The following is a 22,677-nucleotide window of genomic DNA, read 5'->3' as shown; positions in this document are numbered from 1 at the left end:
CTTCGTCGCTGCGGATTCCGCCCCGGCCCGCCCTCCGCGCGCGAGCGCCGCCCTTCCCGTTGTACGCCGTGACGCGCCCCGCCGGAGCGGAATCCGCAGCGACGAAGGGGTGACATCCCGGGCAGAACGGGTACGCGCCGCGCCTCAACCACAGCGGTGAGCAGGGAGCGCGGGGGCATGGGCGAGCAGGTCAGCACGGTGGTCATCGGGGCGGGGCCGGCGGGCCTCACGGCGGCGTACGAGCTGCTCCGGCACGGCCTGCCGGTACGGGTGTTCGAGGCCGACGAGGTGGTCGGCGGGATCAGCCGGACCGTGGAGCGCGACGGATGGCGGTTCGACATCGGCGGGCACCGGTTCTTCACCAAGGTGCCGCAGGTGGAGGCGTTCTGGCACGAGATCCTGCCGGACGAGGACTTCCTGACCCGCCCCCGGATGAGCCGGATCTTCTACCGGGGCGCGCTGTTCAACTACCCGCTCAGTGCGGTGAACGCGCTGCGCAACCTGGGGCTGCCGGAGGCGACCCGCTGCCTGGGCTCGTACGCCCGCGCCCGGTTGCGCCCGCCCAGGGACCAGTCGCACTTCGAGGGCTGGGTGTCGGCCCGGTTCGGCTGGCGGCTGTACTCGATCTTCTTCAAGACGTACACGGAGAAGGTGTGGGGGATGCCGGCGGACCGGCTCCAGGCGGACTGGGCGGCACAGCGGATCAAGAACCTGTCGCTGGCCAAGGCGATCCGCAACGCGGTGCTGCCCCGCCGGTACCGCACGGACGTGACCAGCCTGATCGAGCAGTTCCAGTACCCGAAGTACGGGCCCGGGATGATGTGGGAGCGCTGCGCCGAGCAGGTACGCCACCGTGGCGGCGAGGTGTCGACCGGCACCTGGGTCACCGCCGTGCACCGCGATCCGGAGCGACGGAGGGCGATCAGCGTGACGGTCAACGGCGCGGGCGGGCAGCGCACCGAAGCCGCCGACCACGTCATCTCGTCGATGCCGATCTCCGAGTTGGTGACCGCGCTGCGTCCGGCGCCGCCGCCCGAGGTGCTGGCCTGCGCCGCCGACCTGCGCTACCGCGACTTCCTGACCGTCGCGCTGGTGGTGCCGGCCGAGTTCTCCTTCCCGGACAACTGGATCTACGTGCACGACCCCGGAGTGCGGGTGGGCCGGATCCAGAACTTCGGCTCCTGGTCGCCGTACCTGGTCAAGGACGGCCGTACCTGTCTGGGCCTGGAGTACTTCGTCTTCGAGGACGACGAGATGTGGCGTACCCCGGACGCCGATCTGGTGGCGCTGGCCACCGCGGAGCTGGAGCGGCTGGGGTTGGCCCGGCCCGGCGTGGTGGAGGCCGGCTACGTGGTGCGGATGCCGAAGGCCTACCCGGTGTACGACGAGCGGTACCAGCACAACGTGGACGTGATCCGGGCCTGGCTGGCCGAGGAGGTGCCGAACGTGCACCCGGTGGGCCGCAACGGCATGCACCGCTACAACAATCAGGACCACTCGATGCTGACCGCGATGCTCACCGCGGAGAACATCGCCACCGGCAGCGCCCACGACGTCTGGTCGGTCAACGTGGAGCAGGACTACCACGAGCAGTCCAGCGGTGACGCCGGTCGCCGGGGCACGGGCCGGGACGCGCCCGTGGTGCCGAGCCGGATCATCACGGCCCCGATCAGCACCACCCAGGGCGTCGTGGTCGCCGGGGACGGCGACCGGCCGGCGCAGGTGCCGCTGAGCTGACCGGGCTGTCCTAGCCGAGGTGAGCGTTGCCTCCGTCCACCGCTGCGGCGTTAAGCTGTCCGATCAGCATGGCGTCCGGGTCCCCGGCCGGAGATTGTCCCGGGGCCGTGTCGATCCCCGGTCCGCCCGTTCGACGTGTGGGTGCCAGGGTCGAGAGGCGGCCCCGCCGGACGAGGAGAACGCGATGCCGAGGTACATGCTGATCATGAGGGGCACCGATGAGTCGAACGCGGCCATGATGGCCTCGATCGACGAGGCGATGGCCGCGACCGGCCGATTCATCGAGGAGATGATCAAAGCCGAGGTTCTCCTCGCGGCCGAAGGGCTGGACGATCCGGGCCGGGGCGTCGTGGTCGACTTCAGCGGCGCGGCCCCGGTGGTCACCGACGGGCCGTACGGGGAGACCCGGGAACTGTTCGGGGGCTACTTCCTGCTCGATGTCACCTCGAAAGAGGAGGCGGTCGAGTGGGCCAGGCGGGTCCCGGCGGTCCGCGGCTCCAAGATCGAGGTCCGGCGGGTGGCCGAGGCCGACGAGGTCCCGCCGGGCGCCGAGAGCAACGGCCAGGTCTGATGGGTACGGCCGACGTCGAGGCCGTCTGGCGCACCGAGTCGGCGCGGATCGTCGCGGCGCTGACCCGGTTCACCGGCGATTTCGGGCTGGCCGAGGACGCGGCACAGGAGGCGGTGGCCGAGGCGTTGGTGTCGTGGCCGCTCGCCTCTCCGGCCAATCCGGCCGGCTGGTTGATGGCCACGGCCCGGCGGCGGGCGATCGACGCGATCCGTCGCCGAGCCGCTCTCCAGGCCCGGTACGCCCTGCTGGCGGCCGACCCCGCGGTCGACGAGGACGTCGACCCCGACAGGATCGACGACGACATCCTGGCGCTGATGTTCGTCAGCTGCCATCCAGTGCTCTCCCCGGAGGCCCGGGTGGCGCTGACCCTGCGCGTGGTCGGCGGCCTGTCCAGCGAGGAGATCGCCCGCGCGTTCCTCGTACCCGTGCCGACCGTGCAGGCCCGCATCACCCGGGGCAAGAAGACGATCGTGGCGGCCGGGGTGCCGTTCGAACTGCCGGCGGCCGACGAGCGCCGGGAGCGGCTGGGCGGCGTGCTCAGCGTCCTCTACGTGATCTTCAGCGAGGGCTCGACGGCCACGTCGGGTGACCGGCTGCTGCGTCCCGACGTCGCGTACGAGGCGATCCGGCTGACCCGCACGCTGGCCGCGCTGCAACCGGACGAGCCGGAGGTGCACGGCCTGCTCGCGCTGTGTGAGCTGACGGCCGCGCGCTTCCCGGCGCGGACCGGCCCGGACGGTTCGCCGGTCCTGCTCGAGGACCAGGACCGGCGGCGGTGGGACTGCGCGGCGATCGGCCGTGGGCTGGCCGCGCTGGCCAGGGCGTCGAGTCGTGGTCTCGGTCCCTACGGCCTACAGGCCGCGATCGCCGCCGCGCACGCGTCGGCGCCCTCGGTCGAGGCGACCGACTGGGACCGGATCGTGCTGCTCTACGAGGCGCTCGGCCGGGTCGCGCCCTCGCCGGTGGTCGAACTCAACCGGGCCGTCGCCGTGGCCATGGCCTCGGGTCCGGCGCGAGCCCTGTCCATGGTGGACGAGCTGGTCGCCGCGGACCGGCTGCCCGGTTCGCACCTGGTTCCGACCGTACGCGGTGAGCTGCTGGCCCGGCTCGGACGGCGCGCGGACGCGCGCGCCGAGCTGGAGCTGGCGGCCCGGCTGTGCGCAAATCGGCCCGAACGCTCGGTGCTGTTGCGCAAGGCGGCCGCGCTGGGCTGACGTCCCCGGAAAAGGCCCGTTTTCCCGTACGCGAGCTAGCGTCTTCCCCCGCCGAGGGGATCGATCTTCTTCCCGCATCGCTGAGCCTGGATGTATCGCAGGGCCGCGACAACCGTGGCCGGATCGGGAGGAAGAACATGCGCAGAATGCTCGGATGGGGATTGGTCGCCGCGGCCGTCATCGCGGCGGCGGGGGCGCCGGCCGGGGCCGCGGACCGCAGCCCGGCGCGGGTGACCGGCTCGGCGGAGTTCGCCCTGCCGTACGGGCAGGACGACGACGTGCGGTCGTTCGCCTTCGACGTCCGGTCGGTGCCGTACAGCCGCCCGATCCCGCTTCCCGGCGGGGAGAACGGCTCGCCGGCAGACGCGACCGGTACGGTGCGGGTCGCGCACCGGCTGGCCGAGCAGGGCATCACCGTACGGTTCGAAGCGGCGGTCGACTGCATGATCACCAGCCCGGGTCATGCGACCCTGACCGCGATCGTCACCCGCGCCGACGAGCTGGCCAGCGACTTCCTCGGCAAGCGTGTCGGTTTCAGCGTGCAGGACGGCGGCCGCGACCGCGACCGGGTGGGCTTCACCTGGTCGGCGAGCGCCGACCAGAACGAGGCAGGCGAGTGGGGTCCGGCCCGGGTCGGCACCTGTCTCGCGCCGGCTGCGTTCGCCACGGTGACGCGCGGGGACTACCGGGTGCGACACGCCGAGCTGACGGCGCCGCCGGCCGGCCGCTGACCCCGGCGACCCGGTAGCAGGACCACGGCGGGGCGAGAGGATCGCCCCGCCGTGGCGTGCCGTACGTCAGTAGTGGTAGCTCAGGTTCACGACCAGGGCGGCCACCGAGGTGGAGAAGAACACGGCCCATCCGACGAGCTGGCGGGAACCGACGCGCAGGTGTGCGGCGAGTGCGCCGAGGAAATACAGCACGAGGCCGGCGGCGGCGAGGGTGCCCAGCAACGGTACGGCGAACCCGGCCAGCAGCCCCACCGAGCCGGCGGCCAGCGCCATGCCCAGCAGCGGTAACCACGACCGTGGCACGCGCTTCATGTCGGCCTGGGCCTTCGGGTAGTCGTGGCCGATCAGGTAGGTGACGGCGGCGATGCCGGTGAAGACCGACGCGAGGATGGTGACGGTGACGTGAGCGGCGAACATGAGCACTCCTTCTGCTTGCTGCACGGACGGGTCAGCACGGTGGGATGTGACCGCCACCGAGGGGGCGCCGCGAGCGCCGGGCGTAGGAGACGGTCGCCGCGACCAGCAGCACCGCCCCGGTGAAGAAGGGAGCATGGCGCGGTGGGGGCCGACGGCCGACCACGCATCGGAGCAGGAAACCGCTTACCTAACGCCTATTGACGTCTATCACTGGCTGTCAGTAGCGTGAGGCGGGCAGCGAAGAAAGCGCTTTCCGACCCTCACCGTCCGACAGGGAGCGCCCCTATGCCCCGACCGCTACGCGCGTTCTGCCTCGCCCTGCTCGCCGTCGCCACCGTGCTGAGCACCACCACCGCCCTGCCCGCCGAGGCCGCCCCCCGCTTCCGGGTGCTGGTCTTCTCCAAGATCACCAACTTCTACCACGACTCCATCCCGGCCGGCGTGGCCGCGATCCAGCAGCTCGGCACCGCCCACAACTTCGAGGTCGTCGCCACCACCGACGCGGCCGCGTTCACCGACGCCAACCTCGCCACCTTCGACGCCCTGGTCTTCAACAACACGAACTCCACTCCCGCCTCCGGTGACCTGCTCAACGCCAGCCAGCGGGCCGCGTTGCAGACGTTCATCCGCAACGGCGGCGGCTGGACCGGCCTGCACGCCGCCTCGGCCAGCGAACGCGACTGGCCGTGGTACGAGGGCCTGGTCGGCACGATCTTCGACTTCCACCCCGACTTCTCGTCCACCGGCGGCACCTTCCCCGGCCGGGTCAAGGTGCTCGACCGGGCGCACCCCTCGACACGGAACCTGCCGGAGCTGTGGGAGCAGAGCGAGGAGTGGTACAACTGGCGGACCAACCCGACCGGCAACGTGCACACCCTCGCGCAGATCAAGGTGCGCGACGGGATCAACGGGCTGGACGAGGGCGTCGACCACGCGTACTCCTGGTGCCAGCGCTACGACGGCGGCCGGTCCTGGTTCACCGCCGGTGGGCACGCCAGCTCCCAGTTCAGCAGCCCGCCGTTCCTGGAGCACCTGCGCTACGGCATCGAGTGGGCGGCCGGCGCGGTCGCCGGCGACTGCTCGGCCACCAGGACGAGCAACTTCGAGCGGGTGGGGCTGGTCACCGAGAACCTCGCCGACCCCTTCGAGCTGGCCGTCGCCCCCGACCGGAAGGTCTACTACATCCAGCGCACCGGCGCGTTGAAGGTGGTCAACCAGGACACTCTCCAGGTCACCACGCTGCTGGACCTCGCGTACACATCGGCGATGACCGACCAGTCCGACGGGCTGCTCGGCATGACGCTGGACCGCAACTTCGCCAGCAACGGATGGATCTATCTGCTCTGGTCGGACAAGACGCTGAAACAGCTCAACCTGTCCCGGTTCACGGTCGCCAACAACAGCGTCGCGCTCTCCTCGGAGAAGCGGCTGCTGGCCATCCCCACCTACCGCGGTGAGGGCCGGGCCAACTCGCACATGGGCGGCTCACTGGCCATGGACGCGGCCGGTCGGCTGTACGCCGCGATCGGGGACAACACCGACCCGTTCGCCTCCAGCGGCTACACCCCGATCGACGAGCGCTCCGGCCGCGCCGCCTGGGACGCCCAGGGCACCGCCGGCAACACCAACGACCTGCGCGGCAAGATCCTGCGGATCACCCCCCAGGCCGACGGTACGTACACCGTGCCCAGCGGCAACCTCTTCCCCGTTGGAACCGCGAGGACCCGGCCGGAGATCTACGCGATGGGCATGCGCAACCCGTTCCGGATCACCATCGAGCCGCAGACCAACGCGGTGCTGGTCGCCGACTACGGCCCGGACGCCCGCGCCGCCGACCCCAACCGCGGTCCGGAGGGGACGGTCGAGTTCAACCGGATCACCGCCGCCGGCAACTACGGCTGGCCGTACTGCGTGGGCAACAACATCCCGTTCAACGACTACAACTTCGCCACCAGCACCTCCGGGGCGAAGTTCAACTGCGCCGCGCCGGTGAACAACTCCCCCAACAACACCGGGCTCGCCACCCTGCCGGCAGCGAGGGCCGCGCTGGTCTGGTACGCGTACTCCGCCTCCACCCAGTTCCCCGAGCTGGGCACCGGCGGTGGTGGCCCGATGAGCGGCCCGGTCTACGACTTCGACCCGGCCAACACCCGCACCACGAAGTTCCCGGAGTACTTCGAGGGCAAGTGGATCACCTACGAGCTGACCCGCAGGTGGTTCAAGACGTTGTCGATCCACAAGACGGCGCAGACCTTCAGCAACGCGCGCTTCGGCCCGACCGCCGTCGGTGATCTCCAGTCGATCAACGGGATCCTCGGCAACATGAGCTGGATCCAGCCCTTCGAGGCGGAGTTCGGCCCGGACGGCTCGCTCTACGTCATCGACTTCGGCGAGGGCACCGGCAGCGGTCGCGGCGGCAGCAACGCCGGCGCCGGCATCTACCGGATCGACTACGTGGCCAACGGCAGACCGCCGACCGTGAAGATCGCCGCCACCCCGGACAGCGGACGCACGCCCCTGACGGTGGCCTTCTCCTCGGCCGGATCGACCGCCGGGGACGGCTCGGCGCTCAGCTACGCCTGGGACTTCACCAACGACGGCAGCACCGACTCCACCACCGCCAACCCGAGCTTCACCTACGCGACGGCCGGAAAGCACACCGCCCGGCTGACCGTACGCAACAGCGGCAACGGGTTGACCGCCACCGCGGTCACCGACGTGGTGGTCGGCAACACCCGGCCCACGGTGACCATCAGCGTGCCCGACGGCGGGTTCTTCGACTTCGGCGACAAGATCCCGTACACGGTGACGGTCACCGACCCGGAGGAGACCACCATCGACTGCTCCAAGGTGACCGTGCAGACCCAGCTCGGCCACGACTCGCACGCCCACCCGCTGGACGTCTACACCGGCTGCTCCGGCCTGCTGGCCACCGAGGCGGACGCCGGTGACGGGCACGGACCGGGGCAGAACCTCTACACCCTGATCACCGCGCAGTACACCGACGGCGGCGCGACCGGCGGCGTACCGGCGCTGACCGGGTCGACCCGGGTCCAGTTGCAACCCAAGAGCAAGGAGGCCGAACACTTCAGCGGCCAGTCCGGCGTCACGGTCAACGACCGGCCCACCGCCCGCGCCGGCAAGCGGCTCGGCGACGTCGACCACAACGAGTGGGTGGCGTACGGCCCGGTGGACCTGCGCAACGTCGGCTCGGTGACGCTCGGGGTGACCAACGGCGGAGTCGGCGGTGACATCGAGCTGCGGACCGGCTCACCCACCGGCACGCTGATCGGCAGGGCCACCATCGGCTCGACCGGCGGCTGGGACAACCTGGTCTCGCCCACCGTCACGCTGACGAACAAGCCCGCCGGCACCACCACCCTGTACGCGAAGTTCGTCAACGCCGCCCAGGTCGGTGGCACCCCGGACCTGCTCGCGCTGGACTGGCTACGGTTCAACGGGGCCGGCGTCAAGCAGGAGCCCGGCGGGACGCTCGCCCTCGCCGCCAGCCCCGGCAACGGCACCGCGCCACTGACCACCACCCTGACCGCGACCGCGACGGCGCCGTCCGGGCAGAGCATCACCGACTACGCGTGGGACTTCGGCGACAACACCGCCATCACGCACGGGGCGACGCTGCGGTCGACCGCCCACAGCTACCCGCGCAAGGGGACCTTCACCGCCCGGGTGACGGTCACCTACACCAGTGGGGAGACCCGCTCAGCCAACCTGACCATCACCGTCAACTGACCATGGGCCGGTGGCGGGCGGGGTCGATCCTGCCCGCCCACCGGGCAGAACGATCGCGCCGCTGAACATTCGACGTGACCGACACCGCTCTCATGAGCGCCGGTCGCCAAGGCCAGCCGAGAGGATCAGCGCGAGGGCCATGTCGGACACCACATCAACCGGCTGAGCGCAGTCGATTGTGTGCAGGTTGTCGTACAGCCGTTGCCTAGCGAGCACTTGCTCGAACCTCTGGTAACCCTCGAGGTTGTATGCGCGCCCCCGGCGTTCCTTGGGGCTCAGGTCGTATACAGGCCGGCCGGTCACCCGCTTCCACAGTAGGTCGAACGTTGTGGTCAAATGGATCGTCAGGTCCATGTGCAGTGTGTTGGCGACCTGCTCCAACAGTGCGGCGTGCTGCACGCAGAGTTCTACGGGAACACGCGAGATGTCGTAGAGCAGGAACCGATCAAGCAGTACGACATCGCAGTCGAGCCCGTTGATCACGCCGATCCGAGCGTGCAATCTGGCCAGTCGCAGGAACATGTCGGCAAGGGGCGGCAGGGTGTCCGATCCACCGTCCGAGCTCTTAATTACAGCGGTCATCGCTGCCACGTGACTGTTGGAGTCTTCGGCGGACCGCCCCACCACGATGCAACGGATTCCGCGCCTGTCAAGCGCGGACACGAGCTCGCGCACCAGCGTGGTTTTGCCCGAACCGTCGTACCCCTCGATCGCCACGACAATCATGAACAGGCTCCCCGAGCTAATCGGCAGTGGCGACGTAGGAACGGGTATATCGCTCGGCAACCAGCGTGACGATGAACGTCACGGCGAGTGTCGCGATGATCCCCACCATGGTCAGAACACCTGCGTTGACAATGTCACGCTGCTTGACCGCATCTGCAATGGGATCAGCGAGCGCGGAGATGAATGCCCCGCCAGCCGCGACAAAAGTCACTAGGAGCCACAGCCGGAACGAATTCTTAGCGATCATCAACTTCCCGGCCCGCTCCGCGAGGAAGCGGTACATCGCCGAGTTGTAGTGGAGTAGGGTGAATTGCATAACCAGATTCCGATAAAACTCTCGCCCGTTCGGGGGGGCGGTGTAGAACTGGCGTCGCAGATCGCCGTCAGAGTTGTAGATCATTTGGAACGAATCGATCTGATAGTACGTCGAGTTCGGGAAAACTCCCTTGGTATTGTCGAGGCGGTGCTGATATGGGCCAAGGACATCTTTTTTCCTGTCGTGCTGAAAACTGCGGAGAAGCAATTGGCTGGCCTGCTCGAAAAAGCCCTGAATCTTCCTCGCGTATCGGCCGTCAGCGTACTTTTCGAGCGCGTCCCGCAGATCGACCAAGGTGAGAAGATGATCATTTGAGTCCAGATTGACCTTGGCTGCCGCGCCCTCCCGCCACTGCTTCGGCTGCATGAGCTTCGACGCATAGGTGTAGTCGACCACGATGAACTCATAGCGGTTCCGCGCAATTTCCACCACATCTCGCAGGGTCTGCTCCGAAAAATGGTATCCGCCGTCGCGCTCTTCCACTACCACCTTAAGTGTGTCCACGATCGGCTGGACTCTCCGTTGCCCCACCTGAACAGTCTGTCCACGCAGCGCGTCGGAGAGGCGACGCAGGACCGCCTCGTCGTCATCGATCACCAGTGTTCGAAAGTCGAATTTCTTGGCCTTCACAACACCTACTCCTTCCATTCCGTTTCCGAATATTTAAGCTCAGAAACGGCTAATGACGGCATCCACGGCAATCGGCCGAGTGCGACGGCGTACGATTTGAAAAAGTCGGCCTGCTGGTGTAGGTACACCGCAACCCCTTGACCAACAGCCGTTCGAACCGCGCCAACGATCCCGCAAAGTAGTCCGTCGTCGGTATAGCTGACGGCGTCGGCGACGTTCGGGTTTGCTCGGTCGGCAGCGAAATAGAACTGGGCGACATCCTTCAACCCGATGCACAGCTTGTCGACCCGGTATTTCGAGGCCTCGAAAAAGATCGACGGACTTTCAGCGAACGGCACTATCGGCAGATCAAACAGATCCGAATATCTTTCAGAAAACGCTTGGTACTCGTGGTGCGTCGTCACAAATGGGCATGCGAACCGCACTTCGGCTGGCAAACCGCGGAGCATCGCGGCCATGAAACCCACGAGGTCGGGGCGACCCTGCAGATATCGAGTGCCGTGTTGGCCCAGTTCCGGATTGGCTTCCTTGGAGTGGAAAAAGTACCCTGCGAGCACGCGGTCGTCGCTCCGGACGTCCAGCCCACGAACCAGCAGCGTGACCCCGTCTGGCAATGCTCGCGCCACCGCGGCCAGCTCGGCCCGGATCGACTCTTGCAACCCAGCAAGAGGCCCGGGCCGCACGCGCGTTTTAGCAACGGCACCATACAGTAGGTGCTCGAATCGGATGAATACCGTGTCAATACGCGTGAAGTTCAGCCCGACGAGGTCGGAGCTGTCGAAAATGACAGCCTGAAATTTCCCAGGAAAGGCGCTGAGGCCGGTCGCTAAAGGATCCGGAGTGCGCTTGGGCCAAAGAACTCTTGCGCCCTGAGTGAATTCCAGCTCGTCCACTTGAACTAAGGATATACCCTTGATCCGACAGATCACTTCAGTGTGGCTGCTGAATCCCTTCCAGCGGTAGTGCACCGCGGCGACCTCCGCTAGGCCCGTCAGATCCAGTGTGTCCAAGTCGTTCACGTAGAGGACTGTACGTACGCCCGGGATGCTGATTGCCGACTGGATAGCGAAGGCATATCGGCCGAACTCCTCCGGCGTGGATACATGATTCCCCAAGCCCGCTCCAGTCCAGTCCACTTCACTCCACCGTCCGATCAGGTCGGTGGTGTACCGCCGAAGTTGCTCGGGACGTTGCTGCCGGTAGTCCTTAGTTTTAGCGCGACGACAGAAGGATGCTGGCCACGAGCCTATCTTGAATCGGCTTCGACTGCGCGGGCTGCGTCTCCGCTGCCAGAGTTCCCCCACCTGCAAAACCCCTCAATCGACGCCAAGCAGTCAGTGGGATGTGCACGGATCCCCAACTCTTGGTCTTGGGTGGTCGACACCACTACTGCGAGCAGTTCGTCGTCCGGCGGGACCAGCATCAATGGCGGCGCCGCCAGAGCGCCGTGCACGCCCCGGCGAGGGCCAGCCCGAGCAGCGGGGCGACGCCCACCCCGGCGAGCGTGCAGGCCACCGCGAGCAGCGCCGGCGGCACCCAGCACCAGGCGGGCACGGTACGCGGGGCGCGACCCCGCCGGCGGGCCGCCGCCTCCGCGGCCATCGGCACCACCAGCACCGGCAGCGCGGCGGCCAGCAGCGTGAGCCATGGCAGGACGAGACGGTCGAAGCGCGGCACGGCCAGCGCCCCGCCGAGCACCGCGATGGCGAGCATCGCCGCGCGGGCCGGCACCCGCGGCGTCAGGCCGCGCATCGCCAGCGCACCGGAGTACGTGGTGGTGAGCGCGGCGGCGAAGACCGCCACCGCGACGAACAGATTCGCGTACGCGGCCAGCCCCGACCCGGTGGCGAGCAGCGCGACCACGTCCGCCGAGCCGGTACGCAGCCACAGGCCGGCGCCGGCCAGCAGACCCAGCAGCGCCGGCCCGACCAGCAGCCCCACGCACCAGGCGAGGTCCCGCCGCCGGGCCAGGCCCACGCTGAAGTCCGGTGCGCGCAGCGCGAAGACCGCGGCGTACCCGATCAGGGCGGACGCGTCGGCGAGCCCGCCGCCGGCGACGCGGACCGGCGTGCCCGGCGGCGGCAGCACGGTCAGGCACCAGCCGACCAGCACCATCGCGCTGAGGGTGGTGAGGACCGCGATCCGGTTGCCGAACGGGGCCGGCGCCCAGGAGACGGCGAGGACCGCCACCTCCAGCAGCGCCGGCCCCGCCCAGCCCGGCAGGTGGGTCAGGGCGGCCAGGGAGGCGCCGCCGAGCCCGACGTTGAACCCGTTCCAGCCGACCATCGACACGGTCAGCACGGCCGCCAGCAGCAGCCGCGAGGTGTTCCCCAGGTACGCGGGCAGCACCGCGGTCAGAGTTCCGCCGTCGCCGAGCGGCCGGCGCAGGCCGATCCGGCCCTGTCCCCAGAGCAGCGCGGCCATCAGCGCCCCGCCGACCAGCAGCCCGGCCACCGGAACCGCGCCGCCGTGCCGCGCGGCCATCGCCGCGCCGAGCACCAGGGTGGCCGGGGCGGTGCCGATGCCGAGCCACGCGCCGACCGCCGACGGCCAGCGCCGTCCACCGGTCAGTTCGCCCACGGTGGACGGACGCGCGCCGTCGGGAGGCCGGTCAGACAACGTGACGCAGGTAGCCGGCGATCGCCGCGTCCAGCACCTCCGCGCCCGGGCGCGCCCACACCTCGGCGTTGAAGACCTCCACCTCGATCGGGCCGGCGTAACCGGCCGCGTCGACCGCCTCGCGCAGCCGGCGCAGCTCGATGCAGCCGTCACCGGGCAGCGCCCGGCCGAGCAGCACCCCCTCCGGCAGCGGGGTCACCCAGTCACAGACCTGGAAGGCGGCGATCCGGGCTCCGGCGCGGGCGATCTGCGCGTACACCGTGTCGTCCCACCAGACGTGGTACGCGTCCACGACCACGCCCACCACCGCCGGGTCGAAACGCTCGGCGATGTCCAGCGCCTGGCCCAGGGTGGTGATCACGCAGCGGTCGGCCGCGAACATCGGGTGCAGCGGCTCGATGGCCAGGCGTACCCCGGCCGCCGCCGCGTGCGGGGCCAGCTCGCCGACGGCGTCGGCGACCCGGTGCCGCGCACCGTCGATGTCCCGGCTGCCCGGCGGCAGCCCACCGGAGACCAGCACCAGCTCGGGGGCGCCCAGGATGGCCGCCTCCTCGATGGCCCGCAGATTCTCCGTACGCCAGTCGTCGGCGGAGAAGAAGCCGCCCCGGCACAGCGAGGTGACGGTGAGGCCGGCGTCACGGACCAGCTTCGCCGAGCGGGCCAGCCCGTACGCGGCCACCGGCTCCCGCCACAGCCCGATGCCCGGCACGCCCGCCGCCACGCAGCCGGCCACCACCTCGGGCAGCGGCCAGTGCTGGGCGGTGGCCTGGTTGAACGAGAAGCGCTCCAGGCTCATTGCCGCACTCCGGCAACCGTGAAGAGCGCCCGGGCGCGGTCGGCGGCCAGGTCGGCGTCGGGCAGCAGCCCGGCGGCGTCGGCCAGGGTGAGCAGGGTGGCCAGGTGCGCCGGGGACCGGCCGGACTGCGCGCCGCCCACCATCGTGAAGTGATCCTGATGCCCGGCCAGCCACGCCAGGAACACGATCCCCGTCTTGTAGTGCCAGGTTGGCGCCGCGAACAGGTGCCGGGCCAGCGGCACGGTCGGCGCGAAGATCTCGTCGTACGCCGCCAGGTCGCCCCGGTCCAGGGCGGCCAGGGCGGCGGCGGCGGCCGGCGCGATGGCCGCGAACACCCCGAGCAACGCGTCGGAGTGGCCCACCTCGTCGCCCCGGATCAGTTCCGGGTAGTGGAAGTCGTCGCCGGTGTAGAGGCGTACGCCCGCGGGCAGGCGGCGGCGCAACGCGACCTCCCGCGCGGCGTCGAGCAACGACACCTTGATGCCATCCACCTTGGACTGGTGCGCCTTGATCAGCTCGACCACCGTGTCGGCGGCCAGCTCCAGGTCGACGGCGCCCCAGTAGCCGGTCAGCGCCGGGTCGAACATCGGACCCAGCCAGTGCAGCACCACCGGCTCGTCGGCGGCGGTCAGCAGGTCGTCGTACACCCGCAGGTAGTCCTCCGGGCTGCGGGCCGCGGCGGCCAGGTGCCGGCTGCACATCAGCACCGGCCGGGCGCCGGCCGCGCGTACGTCGTCGAGTTGCTCCCGGTAGGCCGCGGTGACCGCGGCCAGGGTGGCGGGACCGGCCGGCAGCTGGTCGGTGCCGACCCCGGCGACGATCCGTCCGCCCACCGCGCGGGCCTCGGCGGCGCTGCGCCGGATCAACTCGCGGGTGGCCGGATAGTCCAACCCCATCCCCCGCTGGGCGGTGTCCATCGCCTCGGCGACCCCCAACCCGTACGACCAGAGGTGCCGCCGGAACGCGAGGGTGGTGTCCCAGTCCACCGCCGCCGGCGCGCCCGGCACGTTCTCCCCGGCGGGGTCGGCGACCACGTGCGCGGCGGCGTACGCGATCCGGCTGGTCGCCGGCGCGGCCGGGCGGGGAAATCCGCTCCCCCCGGCGAGCCGGTGCCGCCGCCCGCCGGGCAGCACCACCTCCGCGGTCATGACGTCAGCTCCGGCACCTCGACCCGGACGCCCTCGCGGGCCGAGCGCAGCCCCAGCTCGGCGAGCTGCACGCCGCGCGCGCCGGCCAGGAAGTCCCAGCGGAACGGCTCGCCGGCCACCACGTGCCGCAGGAACGCCTCCCACTGCACCTTGAAGCCGTTGTCGAACTCCTCGTTGTCGGGCACCTCGGTCCACTGCGCCCGGAAGTCCTCGGTGACCGGCAGGTCCGGGTTCCACACCGGTTTCGGGGTGACCGCCCGGTGCTGCAGCCGACAGGTGCGCAGGCCGGCGACGGCGCTGCCCTCGGTGCCGTCGACCTGGAACTCCACCAGTTCGTCGCGGTACACCCGCACGGTCCACGACGAGTTGATCTGCGCGATCACCCCGCCGTCGAGTTCGAAGATGCCGTACGCGGCGTCGTCGGCGGTGGCGGGGTAGGTGCGGCCGTCCTCGTCGACCCGCTCGGGCACGTGGGTGGCGGTCACGCAGGTCACGGCGGCCACCCGGCCGAAGAGCTCCTCCAGCACGTAGTGCCAGTGCGGGAACATGTCGACGGTGATGCCGCCGCCGTCCTCGGCCCGGTAGTTCCAGGACGGACGCTGGGCCGGCTGCCAGTCGCCTTCGAAGACCCAGTAGCCGAACTCGCCGCGCACCGACAGGATCCGGCCGAAGAAGCCGCCGTCGATGAGCCGCTTGAGCTTGCGCAGGCCGGGCAGGAAGAGCTTGTCCTGCACGACGCCGGTGCGTACCCCGGCGGCGTCGGCGGCCCGGGCCAGGTCGAGCGCGCCGGCGGTGTCCTCCGCGAGGGGCTTCTCCGTGTAGATGTGCTTGCCGGCCTCGATGGCCTGCCGGATGGCCTTCTCCCGCTGCTGGGTGACCTGGGCGTCGAAGTAGATCTCGACGTCGTTCCGGGCCAGCGCCGAGGTCAGGTCGGTGGTCCAGTCGGTCAGCCCGTGCCGCTCGGCGAGTTCGCGGAGCTTCGTCTCGTTGCGCCCGACCAGGACCGGTTCCGGCCAGATGGTCGTGCCGTCGGCCAACGTCACGCCGCCGGACTCGCGGATGGCCAGCAGCGAGCGGACGAGATGCTGCCGGTAGCCCATCCTTCCGGTCACGCCGTTGACGATGATGCCGATCGACCTGCGGGTCATGGTGTTCCTTCCGTCGTGCTGGTCGTGCCGATGCGGGCTCAGTGGTTGGCGGCCGCGCTGCCGAGCAACCCGCGCAGGTCGGTGGCGAGCCGGTCGAAGCGGGGATCCGACATCACCTGCGCGTAGTCGCGGTGCGCCGGCAGCTCGACCGGGAAGGTGCGGATGATCCGGCCGGGTCGGGCGCTCATCACCACGACCCGGGTGCCGAGGAAGACCGCCTCGGCGATGGAGTGGGTCACCAGCACCACCGTGGTGCCGGTCTCCCGCCAGATCCGGTGCAGTTCGGCGTTCATCTGCTCCCGGGTCAGCGCGTCCAGGGCGCCGAACGGCTCGTCCATGAGCAGCACCGGCGGGGAGTGCAGCAGCGCGCGGCAGAGCGCCACCCGCTGCTGCATACCGCCGGACAGCTCGTGCGGCAGTGCCTTCTCGAAGCCGGTCAGGCCGGTCATCTCGATCAGCTCGTCCGCCCGGCGGGCCGCCTGCGCCCGGTCCATGCCGCGCATCTCGGCCTGGAGCAGGATGTTGGCCCGCGCGCCGCGCCACTCCAGCAGCGCGGCCTTCTGGAAGACGAAGCCGATCTCCTTCTGTGGACCGCGGACCGGGCGGTCCAGCAGCGACACTTCTCCGCTGGTCGGCCGGACCAGCCCGGCAACGATCTTCAACAGCGTGGACTTGCCGCAGCCGGACGGACCGACGATGGTGACGAACTCCCCCGGCTCGATGTCCAGCGACACGTCGTCCAGCGCGGTGGTCTGTGACCGCCGGGAGCTGAAGCGGACGGTCAGGTTGGACATCCCGATGGCGGTGCCGGCCTGCGCCGGCGCGGCGGTCACCGGGGTCACCCCTGGGCCGCGTACGAGGCGTCCCAGTACGCGTCGGGCGCGCCCGGATCCTTCAGCTCGGCGTAGCGGGACATCAGGTCGATGGTCTCGCTCCACTGGGCTTCGGTGTTCACGCCGGGCGGGCCGTCCGCGCCGATCAGCGGCAGGTTGAGGGTGAGCTGCTTGGTGAGCACCTCGGGCGCGGGCTCGTTCTCGGCGAGGGCGGTCATCGCGCTCACCGCGCCGGCCGGGTCGCGGGCGGCCTCGGCCCAGGACTTCTGGGTGGCCCGGACGAACTTACGGGCCAGCTCCGGGTCCTTCTGCAGGGTCTGGGTGTTGGCGATCAGGCCGGTGCCGAGCAGGTTCATGCCGTAGTCGGCGAAGAGCAGCACGTCGACCTTCTTGCCGGTCTTGCTCTCGATGGTGGGCGCCTGGTCGTGGAAGAAGCCCATGATGGCGTCGACCTTGCCCTCGGCCAGTGCGGCGATCTTGCCGGCGGCGTCCACGTTGACGACCTTGACGTCGTCCTTCTTGAGGCCGTTCTTCTCCAGCCAGGCCGGGAAGGTCGCGTAGAGGGCGTCGCCGGGGGTGCCGCCGACGGTCTTGCCCTTGAGGTCGGCCGGGGTCTTGATGTTCTTCTCGGTGAAGAACTCCACCGAGGAGGGGCCCTTCTCCAGGTACGCGCCGAGGCTGCGCACCGGCATCCCGCTTGCCACAGACTTGAGCAGCACCGGGCTGTCGGCCCAGCCGAAGTCGGTCTGCTTCTGGGCGACCTGCTTGACCGTGTTGCCCGAGCCGTTGCCGGGCAGGATCTTCAGCTCGATGCCCTCGGCGGAGTAGTAGCCCTTCTGCAGGCCGTAGTAGAAGGGCGCGTGCTCGCCGTAGGGCACCCAGTTGAGGGTGAGGGTGACCTGCTTCTTGCCGTCCGCGCCGGTCGTGCCGACGGAGCTGCTCCCGCCGCAGCCGGTGGCGGCGAGCAGCAGCGCGGCGGTGGCCAGGATGGTGGTGGCGGTGCGTTTCATCGGTGCCTCCGTGATGGGGTCGGTCAGGAGGTGGTCAGGGACACGCCGGCCCGGCGGCTGGCGTGCCACGGGATGAGCAGAGCCTCGGCGATCTCGACGAGGACGAACAGGACGATGCCGATGGCGGACATCAGGATCAGGTCGGCGAACAGCAGCGGGGCGTCGAGGTTGCCGTTGGCCAGCAACAGGACGTAGCCGAGCCCTTCGCTGGCGCCGACGAACTCACCGACGACGGCGCCGACCACGGCCAGGGTGACGGCCACCTTGAGGCCGGCCATCAGGTGGGGCAGCGCGTTCGGGAAGCGGATCTTGCGGAAGGTGCGCCACGGCCCGGCGCCCATCGTGGCGGCGAGGTCGAGCAGTTCCGGGTCGGTGGAGCGCAGGCCGGCCACGCCGGAGATGACCACCGGGAAGAACGCGATGAGCACCGCGAGAATGATCTTCGGGGTGAGGCCGAGGCCGAACCAGACCACCAGCAGTGGGGCGATGGCGATCTTCGGGATGACCTGTGCGAACAGGACGATCGGGTAGAGCGCCTTGTCCAGGGTGCGCGAGTAGGCGATGGCGACCGCTGCCGCCAGGCCCAGCGCGGCGGCCAGCACGAAGCCGAGCACCGTCTCGTAGAGGGTGACCATGGTGTGCCGAGCCAGCTCGGACCACTGGTCGGTCATGGTGGTCCAGACCTGACCGGGGGTGGGCACCAGATAGTTGGGCACGTACTCCCGGGCGGCGACGAACCACCAGGCGGCGAAGAACGCCGCCAGCACCAGCGCCGGGCGCCAGAGCGAGTCGGCGAGTGCCAGCGCCCGTCGGCCGAGCGTCGGTCGTGGCGGTCGGCCGCCGGCGCCGGGTGGTGGACCGCCCACGGTGGACGGCTGGGCGCTGTCGACGGGAGCCGGCCCACCGGCGGGCCCGGGCGGGGGCGAGGAAGTGGCCGTCCGGTCACCGCCCGTCGCCTCGGTGGCGGCCTGCTGGCCCGCCGTGCCCAGAGCGTTCTCGGTCACGCGGAACCTCCTCGAAGCCCGGCACGGGCACCCACAGACCGGGCCGGTCGGCGTATCAGGCAAACGCTTTCCAGGAGCGTAGGCGGCACCCCGACGCCAGGCAAGGCCTTTCCTCGATCTGTTCGCCGCCCGCCCCGGCTCCGCCCGCGATGGTCGTTCCAAGGTCGACTCGACTTCCTGGAAACCGGGCCATCGCCTGCCCTCGATCACCCCGATTTCTCCGAAACCGAGTCGATCAGCCCCAACTGGGCGCCGACCGTCCGAAAAAGACACTCAGGCGGTGGCCGGGTAGGTGTCCAGCAGGCCGCTCAGGCGGTGGCCGGGTAGGTGTCGAGCAGGCCGCACATGCCCAGCCGGCCCCGCTCGACCGGCTCGTCCACCGCGTACACACCGGCCTCGCCCAGGTGCCCCGGATCGCCCCGGTCGAGGGCGTCGAGCTGCTCGCCGGTGCCGGCGGCGGCCCGACCCGCGCCGGCCGCCCAGCGCTCCCGCCAGCGCGCCAGCAACGGCCTGCGCAGGGCCACCGCCGCGGAGTGGAACGCGGCCAGCGCCGCAGGTCCGCCCGTCCGCAGCGCCTGGAAGCCGGTCACCGCCAGATCCCGTCGGCGGTACACGGCGGTCACGTCGGCGCCCGGCGCTCCCCCGCCGGGAAGCGCCGCGGCGGCGGCGTACGCGGCCGGGTCGGCCAGCACCTCGGGCGGGAACGTGAGCACCGCGTCGCCGGCCTCGGGCAGGCCGCTGTTCTGCATCAGCACCACGATGGTCAGCCCGCCGCCGTTGACCAGACGGTGCACGGTGCCCGGCTCGAACCAGACCACCGCGCCCGGTCGCAGCGGAATCTCCCGGTAGCCGGCCGCGGTCAGGGTCTGCACCGCGCCCTCGCCGCCGGTCACCACGTACCCCTCGGTGCAGCACAGATGCACGTGCGGGGTGCCGCCGACCACGCCGTCCGGCGCGACGGTGTCGTAGACGCGCAGCCGGGACACCCCGATCCCGCCGGGCAGCGGGGCCGACCGGTCAGGCATCGACGTGGTCGTCGCTGTCGGCCGCCGCCGGCAGCACGGTGAGGTCGCCGAGGTGAAGCACCGCGAAGCGTTCGGACATGGCCGGGCCTCCCTGCGGGAAAGGGCTTTCTCTGCGGTACCGTGACGCTAGCCGGCACGGCGAAACGCCGTCAACAGACCGAGGGGGCGGCCATGGCGACCCTGTCCGACGTGGCACGGCGCGCGGGCGTCTCGCCCGCCACCGCCTCCCGCGTGATCAACGGCAGCAGCAAGCCCGTCACCGACGAGCTGCGCGAGCGGGTGCTCGCCGCCGTCGCCGAGTTGCAGTACGTACCGAACGCGCACGCCCAGTTGCTGGCCCGCTCGCACCGCAGCGCGGTCGGCGTGATCGTGCACGACGTCTCCGACCCGTACTTCGCCGAGATCACGCGCGGGCTGCAACGGGTCGCCACCGATCAGGGACGGCTGCTGATGATCTGCAACAGCTACCGCGACCCGGACCGCGAGCTGGAGTACGTGGAGCTGCTGCGCGGGCACCAGGTGGCGGCGCTGATCCTCGCCGGTTCCGGCTACCACGACGACGCGTTCACCCGGCAGCTCAACGAGAAGCTCGCCGCGTACGAGGCGACCGGCGGGCGGGTCGCGGTGATCGGCCGGCACGAGCACTCCGGCGACGCGGTGATGCCGGACAACCGGGCCGGCGGTTATCTGGCCGGCCGGGAGCTGTGCGACCTGGGCCACCGGGCGATCGGCGTGGTGGCCGGCCCGCGCATCCTCACCACGACCACCGACCGACTGGCCGGGCTCCGGCAGGCCCTCGCCGAGGGTGGCCACGACCTGCCCGAGCGGCGGATCCGGTACGCCGAGTTCGACCGCGACGGCGGCGCCGAGGCCACCGCCCGGCTGTTGGACGCCGACCCGGAGCTGACCGCGATCGTGGCGCTCAACGACTCGATGGCGATCGGCGCGCTGGCCACCCTGCGGGCCCGCTCGCTGGCCGTGCCGCAGCGGGTCTCCGTGGTGGGCTTCGACGACATGCCGATCGCCCGGGACGTGACCCCGGCGCTGACCACCGTGCGGCTGCCGCTGGTCGACATGGGGGTCCGCGCGATGTCCCTGGTGCTCGGCGCGGAGGCGCCGGCGCCCCGGGTCGAGGTGCTCCCCGCCGAGCTGGTCCGGCGGGACACCGCCGGCCCCGTCTCACGGTCCACACGGGACACAGCGGGCGCGGCGCCACGGCCGCGTCGGGGTGAAGACGCCTCATGACCCTGGTCAGCCCGACACAGCGTCCACTCACGACGGACGACGTGACGTACCTGGTCCACGCGTCGTTCGGGCCGCGGGTCGGGGTCCTGGACGCCGGTCCGCTCGACGGCGGCGGGTACGCCACGGTCTGGTGGGTGCGGCTCGACGACGACCGCGAGGTGGTGCTGAAACTGTCCCCGCCGCCCGGTACGCCGCTGCTGCGCTACGAGCGCGGGCTCTGCGCGGCCGAGGCGCGGTACTTCCGGCTCGTCGCCGAGCGGGCGCCGCAGGTGCCCGTACCCCCGGTGCTGCACCACGGCGCCGACCCGGCGTACGGCGAATGGTTGATGACCGGGATGCTGCCCGGCCGGTCGCTGCCCGACCTGGCCGCGGCCGACGCGGCGGTCGACGACGGCCCGGCGCGGTACGACCTCGGGGCGACCCTCGCCACGCTGCACCGGATCACCGGCGACCGGTTCGGCTACGAGGGTGCACGGGCGGCCGGAGCGACCTGGTCGGAGGCGTTCGCCGCGATGCTCGACGCGCTGCTCGACGACGCCGCCGACTGGGCCGTCCCGCTGCCGGTCACTCCGGACCGGTTGCGGGCACTGGTGGGGCGGCACGTCGGCGTGCTGGACGAGGTGCGCCGCCCGGCGCTGCTGCACTTCGACTGCTGGGACGGCAACGTGCTGGCCGCGCCCGACCCGGACGGCCGGCTGCGGTTGTCCGGGCTGGTGGACGGGGAACGGTTCCTCTTCGGCGATCCGCTGCTGGACCTGGTCTCGCCGCTGCTGTTCCGGCGGATCGAGGACGAGCCGGAGCATCCGCTGCTGCGCGGCTACCGTGCCGCAACCACCGAGCCGCTGGTGCTGGACGCGGCGGCGTGCCGCCGGCTCGGTCTCTACCGACTGCACCTGTACCTGCTGATGACGGTGGAGATGCCCAGCCGCGGCATGACCGGGCGGAGCCATCCCGGGCGGCACGCCCAGCTCACGGCCCTGCTCGACGAGGAGATCGCCGCGCTCGGCCGGGACTGACGCGCGGGTGGCGTCCGACGCGTGGTCGGACGCCACCCGGCCGGGTCAGGGCAGGTCGATCGGGCGCAGCACCCGGTCCACGGCGTGCGCGATCTGCCGGTTGCCCCTGTTGACGTCGAAGGTGGTGACGCGCGCGTCACGGTCGTTGGTGTCGGCGTCGATGAGCCGCACCTGGCGGAAGATGTACAGGTAGGTGCGCACGTCGACCTCCACAGTCGAACCGAGCGCGGTGGGCAGGTCCGTGCCGTCGGCCCGGACCGCCGTCCTGCGGTCGATCGTGGCGCCCGGCACCACGTGGTAGAGCAGCACGTTCTCCACGGTGTCGATGCCCAGGCCGGCGACGGCGGTGAAGGCCGCGTTCTCACTCGGCAGCTTCCGGGCCTGCGTGATCTCGCGGACCAACTGCTGGAAGGCGGCGTCGGTGGGGATGAACGCGGTCAGCGCGACGGTGCCGTCGGTGAGCACCTTGACCGGCGAGTTCGGCTTGGCCTCCAGAACGGCCAGCACGGCCGCGGTCAGCACGTCGAAGTCACGCGAGTTGCGGTCGAAGCCGCTCTTGTCCTTGGTGAGCACCTGGGCGAGGGACGTCGTGCCGAGCGGCTTGGTCTTGCCGGTCGCCTGGGCGGCCGGCACGGCCACAGCGGTGGTGGCCAGCGCGGTGGCCATGGCGCCCACCGCCATCCGGGCGGCGAGTCGTGCGATCTTCATCAACGGGCCTTTCGTCGAAGCGACGGATCCGTG

General features: G+C 70.6%; 20 protein-coding genes. 7 read left to right on the top strand and 13 right to left on the bottom strand.

What is annotated here, in order from left to right; translation table 11 throughout:
* Positions 1 to 177 precede the first annotated feature (177 nt).
* The 4 genes from EAD98_RS04400 to EAD98_RS04385 all read left to right on the top strand — a co-directional run bounded on the left by EAD98_RS04400 (position 178) and on the right by EAD98_RS04385 (position 4,253).
* The gene (locus EAD98_RS04400; RefSeq protein ID WP_121652787.1) at positions 178 to 1,737 is read left to right on the top strand and encodes an NAD(P)/FAD-dependent oxidoreductase; all 1,560 of its coding nucleotides are present in this window, start codon (positions 178 to 180) and stop codon (positions 1,735 to 1,737) included.
* Positions 1,738 to 1,921: 184 nt separating this feature from the next.
* Complete coding sequence (locus tag EAD98_RS04395; protein WP_121652786.1) at positions 1,922 to 2,308, top strand: YciI family protein; 387 nt, start codon at positions 1,922 to 1,924, stop codon at positions 2,306 to 2,308.
* Complete coding sequence (locus tag EAD98_RS04390; RefSeq protein ID WP_121652785.1) at positions 2,308 to 3,522, top strand: RNA polymerase sigma factor; 1,215 nt, start codon at positions 2,308 to 2,310, stop codon at positions 3,520 to 3,522. Before EAD98_RS04395 ends, EAD98_RS04390 begins: the two co-directional genes overlap by 1 nt.
* 146 nt (positions 3,523 to 3,668) lie before the next feature.
* Complete coding sequence (locus EAD98_RS04385) at positions 3,669 to 4,253, top strand: hypothetical protein (RefSeq protein ID WP_199723283.1); 585 nt, start codon at positions 3,669 to 3,671, stop codon at positions 4,251 to 4,253.
* Positions 4,254 to 4,319: 66 nt separating this feature from the next.
* Here the strand turns inward: EAD98_RS04385 and EAD98_RS04380 are convergent, their stop codons facing one another.
* The gene (locus EAD98_RS04380) at positions 4,320 to 4,670 is read right to left on the bottom strand and encodes a DoxX family protein (protein WP_121652783.1); all 351 of its coding nucleotides are present in this window, start codon (positions 4,668 to 4,670) and stop codon (positions 4,320 to 4,322) included.
* Between the two features lie 285 nt (positions 4,671 to 4,955).
* Between EAD98_RS04380 and EAD98_RS04375 the strand changes: the two genes are divergently transcribed.
* Positions 4,956 to 8,420 carry a ThuA domain-containing protein gene (locus tag EAD98_RS04375; protein WP_121652782.1) on the top strand — a complete coding sequence of 1,155 codons (3,465 nt, stop codon included), beginning with the start codon at positions 4,956 to 4,958 and terminating at the stop codon, positions 8,418 to 8,420.
* 90 nt (positions 8,421 to 8,510) lie between these two features.
* Here the strand turns inward: EAD98_RS04375 and EAD98_RS04370 are convergent, their stop codons facing one another.
* From EAD98_RS04370 to EAD98_RS04320, 11 genes are all read right to left on the bottom strand, one after another.
* A complete protein-coding gene (locus EAD98_RS04370) occupies positions 8,511 to 9,146 on the bottom strand; it encodes a hypothetical protein (RefSeq protein ID WP_121652781.1) in 636 nt (211 codons plus the stop codon).
* 16 nt (positions 9,147 to 9,162) lie between these two features.
* Complete coding sequence (locus EAD98_RS04365; protein ID WP_121652780.1) at positions 9,163 to 10,092, bottom strand: hypothetical protein; 930 nt, start codon at positions 10,090 to 10,092, stop codon at positions 9,163 to 9,165.
* Between the two features lie 5 nt (positions 10,093 to 10,097).
* Complete coding sequence (locus tag EAD98_RS04360; RefSeq protein ID WP_158609767.1) at positions 10,098 to 11,111, bottom strand: putative PEP-binding protein; 1,014 nt, start codon at positions 11,109 to 11,111, stop codon at positions 10,098 to 10,100.
* 403 nt (positions 11,112 to 11,514) lie between these two features.
* A complete protein-coding gene (locus EAD98_RS04355) occupies positions 11,515 to 12,711 on the bottom strand; it encodes a hypothetical protein (protein ID WP_147457326.1) in 1,197 nt (398 codons plus the stop codon).
* Complete coding sequence (locus tag EAD98_RS04350; RefSeq protein WP_121652777.1) at positions 12,704 to 13,507, bottom strand: sugar phosphate isomerase/epimerase; 804 nt, start codon at positions 13,505 to 13,507, stop codon at positions 12,704 to 12,706. The genes EAD98_RS04355 and EAD98_RS04350 overlap by 8 nt, the downstream gene beginning before the upstream one ends.
* Entirely contained in the window at positions 13,504 to 14,655 is a 1,152-nt protein-coding gene (locus tag EAD98_RS04345) for a dihydrodipicolinate synthase family protein (RefSeq protein ID WP_121652776.1), read from the bottom strand. Before EAD98_RS04345 ends, EAD98_RS04350 begins: the two co-directional genes overlap by 4 nt.
* Positions 14,652 to 15,803: a Gfo/Idh/MocA family protein gene (locus EAD98_RS04340; protein WP_121652775.1), complete on the bottom strand. Its 1,152-nt coding sequence runs from the start codon at positions 15,801 to 15,803 to the stop codon at positions 14,652 to 14,654. Before EAD98_RS04340 ends, EAD98_RS04345 begins: the two co-directional genes overlap by 4 nt.
* Before the next feature lie 38 nt (positions 15,804 to 15,841).
* Positions 15,842 to 16,597 (bottom strand): ABC transporter ATP-binding protein, encoded by a 756-nt coding sequence (locus tag EAD98_RS04335; RefSeq protein WP_368666147.1) that lies wholly within the window; start codon positions 16,595 to 16,597, stop codon positions 15,842 to 15,844.
* Positions 16,598 to 16,641: 44 nt separating this feature from the next.
* Entirely contained in the window at positions 16,642 to 17,646 is a 1,005-nt protein-coding gene (locus tag EAD98_RS04330; RefSeq protein ID WP_121652792.1) for an ABC transporter substrate-binding protein, read from the bottom strand.
* Between the two features lie 23 nt (positions 17,647 to 17,669).
* Positions 17,670 to 18,650, bottom strand: coding sequence for an ABC transporter permease (locus EAD98_RS04325; protein WP_199723282.1), 981 nt, complete (start codon positions 18,648 to 18,650; stop codon positions 17,670 to 17,672).
* A gap of 308 nt (positions 18,651 to 18,958) precedes the next feature.
* Positions 18,959 to 19,675, bottom strand: coding sequence for a cupin (locus EAD98_RS04320; protein WP_121652774.1), 717 nt, complete (start codon positions 19,673 to 19,675; stop codon positions 18,959 to 18,961).
* A 171-nt stretch (positions 19,676 to 19,846) separates the two neighbouring features.
* On the opposite strand from EAD98_RS04320, the gene EAD98_RS04315 reads away from it, so the two are divergent.
* Positions 19,847 to 20,920, top strand: a complete 1,074-nt coding sequence (locus EAD98_RS04315; RefSeq protein ID WP_121652773.1) for a LacI family DNA-binding transcriptional regulator — start codon at positions 19,847 to 19,849, stop codon at positions 20,918 to 20,920.
* Positions 20,917 to 21,936 (top strand): phosphotransferase family protein, encoded by a 1,020-nt coding sequence (locus tag EAD98_RS04310; protein ID WP_121652772.1) that lies wholly within the window; start codon positions 20,917 to 20,919, stop codon positions 21,934 to 21,936. The genes EAD98_RS04315 and EAD98_RS04310 overlap by 4 nt, the downstream gene beginning before the upstream one ends.
* A gap of 45 nt (positions 21,937 to 21,981) precedes the next feature.
* Here EAD98_RS04310 and EAD98_RS04305 read toward each other — a convergent pair whose 3' ends face one another.
* Positions 21,982 to 22,644 carry a fasciclin domain-containing protein gene (locus tag EAD98_RS04305; RefSeq protein ID WP_121652771.1) on the bottom strand — a complete coding sequence of 221 codons (663 nt, stop codon included), beginning with the start codon at positions 22,642 to 22,644 and terminating at the stop codon, positions 21,982 to 21,984.
* Positions 22,645 to 22,677 lie beyond the last annotated feature (33 nt).

Source organism: Micromonospora sp. CV4 (assembly GCF_003667455.1).
GTDB lineage: Bacteria > Actinomycetota > Actinomycetes > Mycobacteriales > Micromonosporaceae > Micromonospora.
Note: the sequence above shows the minus strand (reverse complement) of the source record. Positions and strands in the feature narration are given on the sequence as shown.